10 protein-coding genes are annotated in these 12,067 nt (G+C 65.7%); 6 read left to right on the forward strand and 4 right to left on the reverse strand.

All coding sequences use genetic code 11. From position 1 onward, the window contains the following. Positions 1 to 318 precede the first annotated feature (318 nt). The 5 genes from AB4083_RS14880 (at position 319) to AB4083_RS14900 (ending at position 4,115) form a co-directional block, all read left to right on the forward strand. Positions 319 to 1,608 (forward strand): tetratricopeptide repeat protein, encoded by a 1,290-nt coding sequence (locus AB4083_RS14880; protein WP_441608861.1) that lies wholly within the window; start codon positions 319 to 321, stop codon positions 1,606 to 1,608. 212 nt (positions 1,609 to 1,820) lie between these two features. Further along, positions 1,821 to 2,480 carry an energy transducer TonB gene (locus AB4083_RS14885; RefSeq protein ID WP_441608862.1) on the forward strand — a complete coding sequence of 220 codons (660 nt, stop codon included), beginning with the start codon at positions 1,821 to 1,823 and terminating at the stop codon, positions 2,478 to 2,480. 50 nt (positions 2,481 to 2,530) lie between these two features. Continuing rightward, complete coding sequence (locus tag AB4083_RS14890; RefSeq protein ID WP_441608863.1) at positions 2,531 to 3,277, forward strand: MotA/TolQ/ExbB proton channel family protein; 747 nt, start codon at positions 2,531 to 2,533, stop codon at positions 3,275 to 3,277. 11 nt (positions 3,278 to 3,288) lie between these two features. Continuing rightward, positions 3,289 to 3,702, forward strand: a complete 414-nt coding sequence (locus AB4083_RS14895; protein WP_441608864.1) for an ExbD/TolR family protein — start codon at positions 3,289 to 3,291, stop codon at positions 3,700 to 3,702. Positions 3,703 to 3,707: 5 nt separating this feature from the next. Continuing rightward, a complete protein-coding gene (locus tag AB4083_RS14900) occupies positions 3,708 to 4,115 on the forward strand; it encodes an ExbD/TolR family protein (RefSeq protein ID WP_441608865.1) in 408 nt (135 codons plus the stop codon). A gap of 135 nt (positions 4,116 to 4,250) precedes the next feature. On the opposite strand, the gene AB4083_RS14905 is transcribed toward AB4083_RS14900, so the two are convergent. Together AB4083_RS14905 and AB4083_RS14910 are read right to left on the reverse strand one after the other, a co-directional pair. Further along, positions 4,251 to 5,000 carry a pyridoxine 5'-phosphate synthase gene (locus AB4083_RS14905; RefSeq protein ID WP_441608866.1) on the reverse strand — a complete coding sequence of 250 codons (750 nt, stop codon included), beginning with the start codon at positions 4,998 to 5,000 and terminating at the stop codon, positions 4,251 to 4,253. A gap of 84 nt (positions 5,001 to 5,084) precedes the next feature. Beyond that, positions 5,085 to 5,732 (reverse strand): 4'-phosphopantetheinyl transferase family protein, encoded by a 648-nt coding sequence (locus AB4083_RS14910; RefSeq protein ID WP_441608867.1) that lies wholly within the window; start codon positions 5,730 to 5,732, stop codon positions 5,085 to 5,087. Between the two features lie 124 nt (positions 5,733 to 5,856). Between AB4083_RS14910 and AB4083_RS14915 the strand changes: the two genes are divergently transcribed. After that, a complete protein-coding gene (locus tag AB4083_RS14915) occupies positions 5,857 to 9,312 on the forward strand; it encodes a hybrid sensor histidine kinase/response regulator (protein ID WP_441608977.1) in 3,456 nt (1,151 codons plus the stop codon). 3 nt (positions 9,313 to 9,315) lie between these two features. On the opposite strand, the gene AB4083_RS14920 is transcribed toward AB4083_RS14915, so the two are convergent. Next, positions 9,316 to 9,993 carry a response regulator transcription factor gene (locus AB4083_RS14920; protein ID WP_441608868.1) on the reverse strand — a complete coding sequence of 226 codons (678 nt, stop codon included), beginning with the start codon at positions 9,991 to 9,993 and terminating at the stop codon, positions 9,316 to 9,318. A gap of 58 nt (positions 9,994 to 10,051) precedes the next feature. Beyond that, positions 10,052 to 11,992: an acetate--CoA ligase gene (gene acs, locus AB4083_RS14925; protein ID WP_441608869.1), complete on the reverse strand. Its 1,941-nt coding sequence runs from the start codon at positions 11,990 to 11,992 to the stop codon at positions 10,052 to 10,054. Positions 11,993 to 12,067: the final 75 nt, after the last annotated feature.

Here is a 12,067-nt window from a genome sequence, read left to right on the forward strand (position 1 = left end):
TTTTCTTTGCACCCGCGCATTAATGCATTAGCACGAAAGCACAAACGTCAACGCCCGATTAAAGCCCTATCGACTTTGGTCGATAAGGACATCGTTTGCTGCACGCGGGACAATCGGACGATTCTCCGAGGTTTGTACGCGAACGCCTACGTGACCTCTGACGGGGTCATCTGCAAAAGATTCGCCGGGGAATGTTGCAACTTATTGATTTTTAACAAAGTTTGTTGCGGCACTGCGACTTGTTTCCTAGCGCCCGCTCGGGTTACGCTCAACGATCCCCCGCGCACCTTGTGCGTGAACCCTTACACGAGGACTGCCATGAAGCACGTTCCCCTGATCAAGATGCTCGCCGGAGCGGCGCTTGCACTGACCCTGGCGAGCAGCCCGGTGATCGCGAAGGACAGCAATTCCAAGGAAAAGAAGGAAGCGCTGTACCCGAACGCGACGCGCGCCGAGCCGAAGCTGGATCTCTCCAGCGAGAAAGATCAGAAGGCACTGAACGACGGCCTCGACGCAGTCAATTCGCAGGACAAGGCGAAGGCGGAGCAGATCCTCCAGCCGATCATCGACAGCAGCAAGAGCAAGTACGCACAGGCGCTGGCCCTGCAGGGCCTGGCCAACCTGCATTACAACGATCAGGACGTGAAGGGCGCGATCGGCCTGCTGAAGCGTTCGATTGATATCGGCGTGATGCCGAACGACACCTACTTCCAGTTGCAGTACATGCTCGCCCAGTTCTACCTGGCCGACGAGCAGTACCAGCCGGCGATCGACACCATCGAGAAGTGGCGCACCGACGGCAAGAAGGAAACCGCCGAGTCGTACGCACTCGAAGGCAACGCCTACTACCGTCTTGAGAAGTACCCGCAGGCCATCGCCGCGATCAAGAAGGCGCAGTCGCTGACCGACAAGCCGAACGACAGCTGGAACCAGATTCTGATGGCCAGCTACTCCGAGTCCGGCCAGGGCGACCAGGCCGCGCAGCTTGCGCAGCAGCAGCTCGCCGCCAACCCGAACGACTCCGGCGCGCTGAACAACGCTGTCGCCGTGCTGATGCAGTCGCAGAAGTATCCGGAAGCGATCCAGCTGATGGAGAAGTCGAAGGCCGCCGGCGGATTCAAGACCGAGAAGGACTACGTCAATCTCGCCAAGCTTTATCTGGTCACCGGCCAGGACAGCTCCGACCCCAAGCCCAATGCCGCCAAGGCTGCCGCCGCCCTCAACGAGGGCATGAGCAAGGGCGTGGTGACGGACAGCTACGAGAACCTCAAGCTGCTCGGCGATGCGTCCTATGTCGCTGACAAGCCCGCCGACGCCATCAGCGCCTACAAGAAGGCGATGGGCAAGGCGAGCGATGGCGAGGCTGCGATCCGCGCCGGCCAGCTGCTCATGAGCGAAGGCAAGAATGCCGAAGCGAAAACGCTGATCCAGCAGGGCATCGACAAGGGTGTGCAGCACAAGGGCACGGCCTACATGTTGCTGGCCGAAGCGTGCCGCGGACTCAAGGACAAGCAGGGTGCGATCGCAGCCATGCAGAAGGCTGCACAGGACCCTGCCACGGCCGACAAAGCGAAGGCCTGGTTGAAGACGGCAGGAGCCGGCAAGTAAGGCCAGCAGAGGCGTTTTCAAGCGCTACCTGAAGGGCGGATGGACGTCCATTTATCTGCCCCTCAGATGCTATACAAACGCCATGTGCTGGTGTACCGTTGAAACCTTCCCGTGTTCGTGTCCAGTGGCAAATGTCATCCTTCGTGGAGACAACTTGCCGCCAAGTGTCGTGACCACGTCTCACCGATTAATTAGCTTCAGATTAGTGACAGATGGCCTCAAGTAACGAAGCAACCGGCCAAGGGCCGTTCAATTGGAGGCGTACCTGGGCGCTGGCTGTTGCCATCGCGCTGCATGCGTTCGCGTTCCTCTTGCTGGTGGCGCCGATGGCGCCGCCGAAGACGGATCAGCAGAAGAAGGAACGCATCGTCCAGGTGAACTTCATCGAGCCGCCGCCGCCGCCGCCCCCTCCGCCGCCGCCGCCGCCGGAACCGCCGAAGCAGCCGCCGCCGAAGATCATTCAGCAGGTGCAGCCGCCGCCGACTCCGCCGCCGCCGTCGCCGCCGCCGGCTGTCGAGGAAGCGTCGTCGAATCCGATCCCGGCCCCGCCCCCGGCTCCGCCTGCTCCCCCGGCTCCGCCTTCGGACATCACGGCCAGCCAGGACATCAGCTACAACAGCCGCATTCAGCCCAAGTATCCGCCGCAGGCGATTCGCCAGCGCCACGAGGGCACGGTTACCCTGATGATTCTTGTCGGCGTCGATGGTTCGCCCAAGGACATCAAGGTGGAAACGTCCAGCGGTTACCGTGAGCTGGATCAGGCTGCGATTGAAACGGCACGCAAGTGGCGCTTCAATCCGAATGTCAGGAACGGACAGAAGACCGAGGGTTACGTCCGAGTTCCGGTCAACTTCAATCTCAATCAGCTGTAACCAAAAGTTACGGTCAACCAGTTCACGCTTGACTTTCCAAGGGTAGCGTTATGTTCCAACAAACTCCTTCTCCGACCCCCGGCGGTACCTCCAACGCCGAAGCCATGAAGTCGATGGGCTTCGACCATCTGATCCACAACTTCGATTTCCTTGGCTGGATCGTGTTTGTGGTGCTGGTGGTGATGTCCTTCGCCTCCTGGTACTTCATCATCGCCAACGCGATTCGCAATGCGATGGTTCGTGGCCGCGCCGATAAGGTGATCAGCGGCTTCTGGACCAACAGCTCCACGCAGGATGCGATCCGCGAGCTGGAAGCTCAGCCCAAGGGCGAACCCTTCTCGAAGATCGCGCTGGACGCCGCTTCCGCGGTGGCCCATCACCAGCAGGCTTCCGCCGGCGGTGGTCGCCTGGCCGAGTCGCTCAGCCGCTCCGAGTTCATCGACCGCGCCCTGCGCCAGGCCGTGGCTCGCGAGAGCCTGCGCCTTGAAGGCGGCCTGACCTTGCTCGCCACGGTCGGTTCGTCGGCACCGTTCATCGGTCTGCTCGGCACCGTGTGGGGCATCTACCACGCGCTGATCAAGATCTCGGCGACGGGCAACGCGTCGATGGAAGCGGTGGCCGGTCCGGTGGGTGAGGCGCTGATCATGACCGCGTTCGGTCTGTTCACCGCGATCCCGGCGGTGCTCGCCTACAACTTCTTCAACCGCTCCAACCGCCTGACCTACGCTCAGTTCGACGAATTCGCGCACGACCTGCACGACTTCTTCGCCACCGGCGCGCGCGTCGAAGGCAAGTGAGGGATTGACCCATGGCGATGAGCTCTGGAGACAGTTCCGGCGGTCCGATGTCGGAAATCAACGTGACGCCGCTGGTCGACGTCATGCTGGTACTGCTGATCATCTTCATGATCACTGCGCCGCTGATGTCCCACCGGATCACCGTTGACTTGCCGACCGCGAATCCGAAGGTTGTCGATGCGGAGCAGGTCGAGCCCATGGATCTGGCAATCAAGCCCGATGGCACGATGTACCTCAACGATGTCGAGGTGACGGAAGCCGAGTTGAAGGCTCAGTTCGCGGTTGCGGCGTCGAAGTCGCCGCAGCCGGAGCTGCAGATCCGTGCGGACAAGACGACGGAGTACAAGATCGTGCGTAAGGTTCTTGGCAGCGCCAAGGAGCAGGGCATGGTCCATGTCGGTTTCATCACGACCGGCAAGGAGTAAGAGTCATGGCATTCAGTAGTGGAAGCGGCAAGGGACCGATGGCGGATATCAACGTCACGCCGCTTGTCGACGTGATGCTGGTGCTCCTGATCATCTTCATGATCACGGCTCCCATCCTGACGCACAAAGTAAAGATCGACCTTCCGCAGCCGAATCCGAACGTGATCCAGCCGGAAAACCCGCCGGACCCGATCCGCTTGAAGATCGACCAGGCGGGCGCGTTGTACTGGAACGATACGCCGGTCGACGAACTGGGCCTGCGGGCGCAGATCGCGGTGATCGCCAGCCAGTCCAACCAGCCCGAGCTGCAGATCAATGCGGACGACGGCGTGGCTTACGAGCACGTGGCCCGTGTGCTGGCCGCTGCCAAGAGCTACGGCCTCACCAAGATCGGCTTTACGGAAGGGCAGTAAATCCGGCAACGGATCGAAGCAGAACTACCCTTGAAACCCCCGCTCCGGCGGGGGTTTTTTATGCGCGGACGTTTGGACGTCCATATGGAATACGAAAGGCGTGGCGCGACGTCATGGCGCAAGACGCCATCGCCCTCAACGCAGGATCTGCAGGTAGTTCCTGACCGTGGTTCCAAGCCCTTCGTACAAGGCCTCGCCGATCAAGGCGTGCCCGATCGAGACCTCCGCCAGCCCGGGGATCGCGGCATGAAACGCCCCAAGATTCGCCTGACTCAGATCGTGCCCGGCATTCACCGCCAGCCCGGCCTGCTGCGCACGCCGCGCCGTCTCTGCGCATAAGCCCAAGGATTCGCGCGCGTCGCCTTCGGCGAATGCATGCGCATAGGGCCCGGTATAGATTTCGACGCGCTGTACACCGATCGCGGCGAAGCGCTCGAAACCACCGGCGCCGGCATCGACGAACACGCTCACGCGGCAGCCGATCTCGCGCAGCGCTTTCACCAGCGGCTGCAGCTTGTCGACGTCGGCCTGCTGCAGAGGATCGAAGCCATGGTCCGAGGTGATCTGGCTGTCGCTGTCCGGCACCAGGGTCACCTGGGTCGGCCTGACTTCGCGCGCCAGCTCGATCAGGCCCGGATAGCTGCCACGCGCCGGTGCGAAGGGATTGCCCTCGATGTTGTATTCCACGCGGTTGCGCAGCATCGCGGCCAGTGCTCGCACGTCTTCCGGCTTCACATGCCGCTGATCGGGGCGTGGATGGACGGTGATACCGCCGCAGCCGGACTCGATGCAGGTCTGCGCGGCGCGCAGCATGTCGGGCTCGTCGCCGCCGCGCGAATTGCGCAGCACCGCGATCTTGTTGAGGTTGACGCTAAGCAGGGTCATGGACGCATCGGCTCGCAGGAAGAACGCTCCCGCGAGATCAAGCACTCCTGCATCCCGCGCGGAGCAGGGCCGGCAACACTGCGCCTATCCGGCGGCGGTGGCAAGTGTCCGCAGTGCGACCATCCTGGGGCCGCCGCGCCACGCGATGCTGCCCACGTGTTCGCCATCCAGCGCGAGGCGATGCAGTTGCCATCGCGCCGGCAACTCGCCGTCGAGGAAGCGCAGCGCCAGTCGCTCGTCTTCATCGGCGATGCCCAAGCGATGCAGGCCGAAAGCGAGACCGCGCCCGGTCGCCTTCAACACCGCCTCCTTGGCCGTCCACAATTGCAGGAACGCAGCGTCGCGCCGCTCCGGCGCCAGCGCCGCCAAGGCCGCGGTCTCTTCATGGCCGAAGTAGCGGTGGGCGATTTCCAGCGCGCGCGGCCGCGGCCGCAGCCGCTCCAGGTCGATGCCCGGTTCGATCCCCCGCGCTACCGCGCACAAGGCCTGGTCGCCGCTGTGCGACCAGTTGAAATGCAGCGCACCGGCATCGGCGCCGGCCAGCCGCGGCCGGCCGAACTCGCCGGCTTCCAACTGCACCTGGTCTGCGGAGCGTCCGAGATACGCCGCCAGCACGGCCTGGAACGGCGCCCGACCCTGATGATGGTCGTACGCCATCCGCCATACGTGTATCTCGTCATCGCGCAGGTGCTCTGCTACTTTCGCTGGCACCTGGCTGTACGTCGTAGTCATCCGCGCATGGTGCCGGCCGGGCACGGATCGAACAAGCGGCAACCGGCCGGTGGCCGCCCCGCTTGCAGGCGCAGCGAAAGCGCATATCGGCGGCGATGGAATGCCCCTGACGGGAGAACTGCCCTTGATCGCCGGCTGGCTGCTGCTGCTCGCCTCGCTGCTCTACGTGGGCCTGCTGTTCGTGGTCGCCTATGCGGGCGATCGGCGGCCGCTGTATCCGCGGCAGCCGAAGCTGCGTCCGATCGTGTACAGCCTGGCGCTCGCCGTGTATTGCTCGTCGTGGACGTTCTACGGCGCGGTAGGCACGGCCGCGCGCGACGGGCTCGGCTATCTGCCGATCTATCTCGGCCCCGCGCTGCTGTTCGTGTGCGGCTTCGGACTGATGCGCCGGCTCGCCCTGATCGCACGCCAGCGCAACATCACCTCGATCGCCGACTTCATCGGCGCGCGCTTCGGCAAGTCGCATGCGCTGGCCGCCACCGTGGCGCTGATCGCGGTGATCGCGATCGTTCCCTACCTGGCCCTGCAGTTCAAGGCGGTGTCGATGTCCTACGCCGCGCTCGGCGGCGGCGCTTCGCAGTTCGGCGACAGCGCACTGTGGTGCGCGATCCTGCTGGCGACGTTCTCGATCCTGTTCGGCACGCGCACCATCGATGCCACCGAGCATCGCCACGGCATGATGCTGGCCATCGCGCTGGAATCGCTGATCAAGCTCGCCGCCTTCGCCGCGCTGGCGGTCTATGCGCTGTGGCGCGGGCCCGGGCTCGAAGCCACCGTCGCGCTGCCGGTGCAGCAGTTCGCCGATGACATCTCGCCCGGCTTTCTCGCTCAGACCCTGCTCGCGTTCTGCGCCATGTTCTGCCTGCCGCGCCAGTTCCAGATCGGCGTGGTGGAGTGCGAGGACCCCAAGGATCTCTACCGCGCGCGCTGGATGTTCCCGCTGTACATGCTGATCGTGAGCGTGGCGGTGATACCCATCGTCGCCGCCGGCCTGCGCCTGCCGATGGTCAGCCATGGCAACGCCGATGCCTGGGTGCTGAACCTGCCGCTGGCGCATGGCGATCGCGGCATGGCGCTGCTCGCGTTTATCGGCGGCTTCTCGGCCGCCACCGGCATGGTGATCGTCTCGTCGGTGGCGTTGTCGACCATGATCAGCAACGACCTGGTGATGCCGGCGCTGCTGCGTATCCGCCGGCTGCGCCTGGAGCAGCGCAGCGACTTGTCGCAGCTGGTGCTGCTGGTGCGCCGCATCGCCATCGTCGGCCTCGCCTGCATGGCCTATGTGTACTACCGCGTAGCGGCGGACGCAGCCAACCTCGCGGCGACCGGTCTGCTCGCCTTCGCCGCCGTCGCGCAATTCGCGCCGGCGATCGTGTCCGCGTTGTACTGGCGCGGGGCCAGCCGGCGTGGCGTGGCGACGGGCCTGCTCGCCGGCTTCGGCGTGTGGGTCTACACCTTGCTGATCCCGGCAACCAATCCCGGCGCGGCATGGTTGAAGCAAGGCCCGCTCGGCCTGAGCTGGCTGCAGCCGCAGGCGCTGTTTCACTTGAGCGGCTGGGACCCAGTCATGCACGGCACGTTCTGGTCGCTGCTGGTCAACGTCGGCTGCCTGGTCTTCATCTCGCTGCGCTTTCGCCCCAGCCTGGAAGAGCGCCTGCATGCCGCGATGTTCATCGAACCCTACGCGGTGGATCGCGGCAGCGTCGGCGACTGGCGCGGCCGCGTGGCGGTGGCGGACTTGCGCACCATCGCCGAACGCATCGTCGGCGAGCGCAGCAGCCAGCGCGCGTTCGAGGAATACGGCGAACGCCGCGGCCGCGCACTGGCTCCGGGCGAATCGGCCGACCGCGCGCTGATCCAGTACACCGAACGCCTGCTCGCCGCGGCAGTGGGCGCGGCCAGTGCGCGGCGCATCCTGATGGGTGCGCTGTCCGGCTCCGGCCTGGATATCGCCGAGGCGATGGCGCTGATGGACGAAGCCTCGCAGGAGTTGCGCTTCAACCGCGAGCTGCTTTCCACCACGCTGGAAAATGTCTCCCAGGGCATCAGCGTGGTCGACGCCGGCATGCGCCTGGTGGCGTGGAATCGCCGCTACCTGGAGCTGTTCGATTATCCCGACGGCATGGTCTACGTCGGCGTGCCGGTGGCCGACATGATCCGCTGGAATGCCGAGCATGGCGAGCTGGGCCCGGGCGAAGTGGAGGAGCACGTGGCCAAGCGCATCGCCTACATGCGCGCCGGCATACCGCATCTGTTCCAGCGCGTGCGTTCCGACGGCACGGTGATCGAAATGCGCGGCCGCGCGCTGCCCGGCGGCGGCTACGTCACCACGTATACCGATGTCACTGCCTACAAGCAGGCCGAGCAGGCGCTGATCGATGTGAACGAGACGCTGGAGCAGCGCGTCGGCCAGCGCACCGCGGAACTGAGCGAAGCCTTGGCCGCCACCGCGCTTGCGCGCCGCGAAGCTGAGGCAGCCAACGTTTCCAAGACGCGCTTCCTCGCCGCCGCCAGCCACGACCTGCTGCAACCGCTCAACGCAGCACGCCTGTTCACCTCGGCGCTGCGCCAGCATCCCGGCCTGGACCAGGATGCCGCGCAGCTGGCCGAGCGCATCGACGCCTCGTTCCGCTCCGCCGAGGATCTGCTCGATGCCTTGCTGGATACTTCGCGCCTCGACGCCGGCCGCTATCGCCCCGACATCGGCAGCTTCGCATTGGCCGATCTGTTCGATTCGCTGAAGGCGCAATTCGCGGTGATCGTCGAACAGCGCGATCTGCAATTGCGCATCGCACCCACGCGCCTGGCGGTGCGCAGCGATCCGCAGCTGCTGCGGCGCATCCTGCAGAACTTCATTTCCAATGCGCTGCGCTACACCCGCAGCGGCGGCGTGCTGCTAGGCGCGCGCCGCATCGGCAACGAGGTGCGCATCGAAGTGTGGGACACCGGCCCCGGCATCGCCGAGGAACAGCGCGCGCGCATCTTCGACGAGTTCCAGCGCTTGGACCGCCCATCGCCGTGGGGCGAGAAAGGGCTAGGGCTCGGCCTGTCGATCTGCGACCGCATCGCGCACATCCTCGACCATCGCCTGGAGCTGTCCTCGCGCGTCGACCACGGCAGCCGCTTCGCCGTCGTGGTGCCGCGCGTGCATGCCTTGCCGCCGCGTCGCCGTGCAGTAGCGCAGCCGGCCATGGCGGTCGAACGCCTGCCGCTGACCGTGCTGTGCCTGGACAACGACCCGTCCATTCTCGATGGCATGCGCGCCCTGCTCACGCGCTGGGGCGTGGATTGCCGCGTGGCACTCGACGTGCAGCAGGCGGAGCAGCAGCTGCGCGGCGGCGGCATCGACATGATCCTCGCCGACTACCATCTCGCCGAAGACATGAACGGCCTGCAGGCTCTGCAATACCTGCGCGGCATGCTGGGCGAGCTGCCGCCGGTGGCCATGATCACCGCCGACGGCAGCAGCGAATTGAAACAGCGTGCGCGGCTATTGGGCTATCCCTTGCTGCACAAGCCGGTCCGTCCGGCCGCGTTGCGTGCCTTGCTCAGCGCGCGCGTACGCAAGGTCGGCGCGTAGCGGCTAGGTCTCGTCGCTGGGCAGCGTCGGCTGCAGGGCGCCCGGTTCCACCGCGAGCTGGCTTGCCGCCAGCGCCACCTGGGTGCGGTTGTTGACGCCGAGCTTGCGCATGATCGCGGTCATATGCGCCTTCACCGTGGCTTCGGACACGCCCAGTTCGTAGGCGATCTGCTTGTTGAGCAAGCCCTCGGCGATCATGGTCAGCACGCGGAACTGCTGCGGCGTCAGCGTCGCCACGCGGGTGGCGACCTCGGCTTCGTCATCCTTCAAGGCACTGCCGGAATCGCCGAGCAGCGAATGCGGCAGCCACACGTCGCCATCGAGTACGGTGCGGATCGCCTGCACGATCTGCTCGCCGGAACTGGACTTGGGGATGTACCCCGACGCGCCATGCGCCAAGGCGCGCCGCGCCACGTGCGCCTCTTCGTGGCCGGACACCACAATGGTCGGCAAGCCGGGAAACTGCCCGCGGATATGCGCCAGCGCCGAGTAGCCGCGCGCGCCGGGCATGTGCAGATCCAGCAGCAGCAGTTCCGCTTCCGGGTACTGTTCCACCAGCACCAGCAGGCTGTGCACGCTGTCGGCGCAGTGCACGCTGGCCTCGGGCAACGCGCCGAGCACCGCGCGCTGCAGGGCATCGCGGAACAGCGGATGGTCGTCGGCGATCAGGACATCAGGCATGGTGCGGAACGGCCCGGGCAAAGCGGGGAAGGGCGCATGCCGTTCCCCGCGGGTGAGCTCACTTGATCAAGCGCTCTTCCACCAGGTTCTTCACCACGCTGGGGTCGGCCAGGGTGGAGATGTCGCCGAGCTGGTCGGGCTGGTTCTCGCCGATCTTGCGCAGGATGCGGCGCATGATCTTGCCCGAGCGGGTCTTCGGCAGGCCCGGCGCCCACTGCAGGTAATCCGGCGTGGCGATCGGGCCGATCTCCTTGCGCACCCAGGCCACCAGTTCCTTGCGCAGCTCGTCGCTGCCCTGTTCGCCGGCGACCAGGGTGACGTAGGCATAGATGCCCTGGCCCTTGATCTCATGCGGGCAGCCGACCACCGCGGCCTCGGCCACCTTCGGGTGTGCCACCAGCGCGCTCTCCACTTCGGCGGTGCCGATGCGGTGACCGCTGACGTTGATCACGTCGTCGACGCGGCCGGTGATCCAGTAGTAGCCGTCCTCGTCGCGGCGCACGCCGTCGCCGGTGAAGTAGTTGCCGGGGTAGGCGGTGAAATAGGTTTCGATGAAGCGCTGGTGGTCGCCGTAGACCGTGCGCATCTGGCCCGGCCACGAATCGGTGATCACCAGGTTGCCCTCGCTGGCGCCTTCCTGCACCGCGCCGCCGGCGTCGACGATGGCCGGCTTGATACCGAAGAACGGCTTGGTGGCGGAACCGGGCTTGGCGTCGATCGCACCGGCCAGCGGGGTGATCAAAATGCCGCCGGTCTCGGTCTGCCACCAGGTATCGACGATCGGGCAGCGCTCGTCGCCGACCACGCGGTAATACCATTCCCACGCTTCCGGATTGATCGGCTCGCCGACCGAGCCGAGCAGGCGCAGCGAGGCGCGCGAAGCCTTCTTCACCGGCGCCTCGCCCTCGCGCATCAACGCGCGGATCGCAGTGGGCGCGGTGTAGAACAAGGTGACCTGGTGCTTGTCCACCACGTTCCAGAAACGGCTGGTGTCCGGATAGTTCGGCACGCCGTCGAACATCACCGTGGTGGCGCCGTTGGCCAGCGGGCCGTACACCACGTAGCTATGGCCGGTGACCCAGCCCACGTCGGCGGTGCACCAGTACACGTCGTCCTCGCGCAGGTCGAACACCAGCTCGTGCGTATAGCTGGCGAATACCAGGTAGCCGCCGGAGGTGTGCAGCACGCCCTTGGGCTTGCCGGTGGAACCGGAGGTGTACAGGATGAACAGCGGATGCTCCGCTTCCACCGGCGTCGGCGCGCAGTCGGCCGACTGGCCTTCCATCAGCACGTGGTAGTAGCGGTCGCGCGGCGACTGCATCGGCACGGCGCTGCCGGTACGGCGCACCACGATCACGGTCTCCACGCTGTTGGTGCCGGGGCGCTCCAGCGCCGCGTCGACATTGGCCTTGAGCGGAATTTTCTTACCGGCGCGCACACCCTCGTCGGCGGTCACCACCACCTTGGCGGTGGAGTCGGCGATGCGCCCGGCCAGCGAGTCGGGCGAGAAGCCGCCGAACACCACCGAGTGCACCGCGCCGATGCGTGCGCAGGCCAGCATCGCCACCGCGGCCTCGGGGATCATCGGCATATAGATGGCGACGCGGTCGCCCTTGGTCACGCCGAGGTTCTTCAGCGTGTTGGCGAACTTGCACACTTCGGCGTGCAGTTCGCGGTAGGTGATGTGGCGCGATTCGCCGGGGTCGTCGCCCTCGAAGATGATCGCGGTCTTGTCGCCGCGCGTGGCCAGGTGGCGGTCCAGGCAGTTGGCCGAGACATTGAGCTCGCCGTCCTCGTACCAGCGGATGTGCAGGTTCTTCGGATCGAAGGAGACGTTCTTGATCCTGGTCGGCTGGCGGCTCCAGGCCAGGCGTCCACCGATGCGGCCCCAGAAGCCTTCCGGATCGCGCACCGATTCCTCGTAGAGGCGCTGGTAGTCCTCCTGGCTGACGCGGGCCTTGGCGGCGAACTCGGGCTTGACGGGGTACACCTTGCTCATGGAGGGCTCCTGCTGACCGGGCGAACGCGCCCGCGGGGATGTGGAAGGCCGCGGCAGACCCTTTGCCGGCGGCGA

It is taken from the genome of Dyella sp. 2RAB6 (assembly GCF_052115385.1).
GTDB lineage: Bacteria > Pseudomonadota > Gammaproteobacteria > Xanthomonadales > Rhodanobacteraceae > Dyella_D.

What these genes read in the sequence shown, in the direction of transcription:
- AB4083_RS14880 (WP_441608861.1), top strand. Translation starts at nt 319, where the DNA reads ATGAAGCACGTTCCCCTGATCAAGATGCTCGCCGGAGCGGCGCTTGCA.
- AB4083_RS14885 (WP_441608862.1), top strand. Translation starts at nt 1,821, where the DNA reads ATGGCCTCAAGTAACGAAGCAACCGGCCAAGGGCCGTTCAATTGGAGG.
- AB4083_RS14890 (WP_441608863.1), top strand. Translation starts at nt 2,531, where the DNA reads ATGTTCCAACAAACTCCTTCTCCGACCCCCGGCGGTACCTCCAACGCC.
- AB4083_RS14895 (WP_441608864.1), top strand. Translation starts at nt 3,289, where the DNA reads ATGGCGATGAGCTCTGGAGACAGTTCCGGCGGTCCGATGTCGGAAATC.
- AB4083_RS14900 (WP_441608865.1), top strand. Translation starts at nt 3,708, where the DNA reads ATGGCATTCAGTAGTGGAAGCGGCAAGGGACCGATGGCGGATATCAAC.
- AB4083_RS14905 (WP_441608866.1), bottom strand. Translation starts at nt 5,000, where the DNA reads ATGACCCTGCTTAGCGTCAACCTCAACAAGATCGCGGTGCTGCGCAAT.
- AB4083_RS14910 (WP_441608867.1), bottom strand. Translation starts at nt 5,732, where the DNA reads ATGACTACGACGTACAGCCAGGTGCCAGCGAAAGTAGCAGAGCACCTG.
- AB4083_RS14920 (WP_441608868.1), bottom strand. Translation starts at nt 9,993, where the DNA reads ATGCCTGATGTCCTGATCGCCGACGACCATCCGCTGTTCCGCGATGCC.
- acs (WP_441608869.1), bottom strand. Translation starts at nt 11,992, where the DNA reads ATGAGCAAGGTGTACCCCGTCAAGCCCGAGTTCGCCGCCAAGGCCCGC.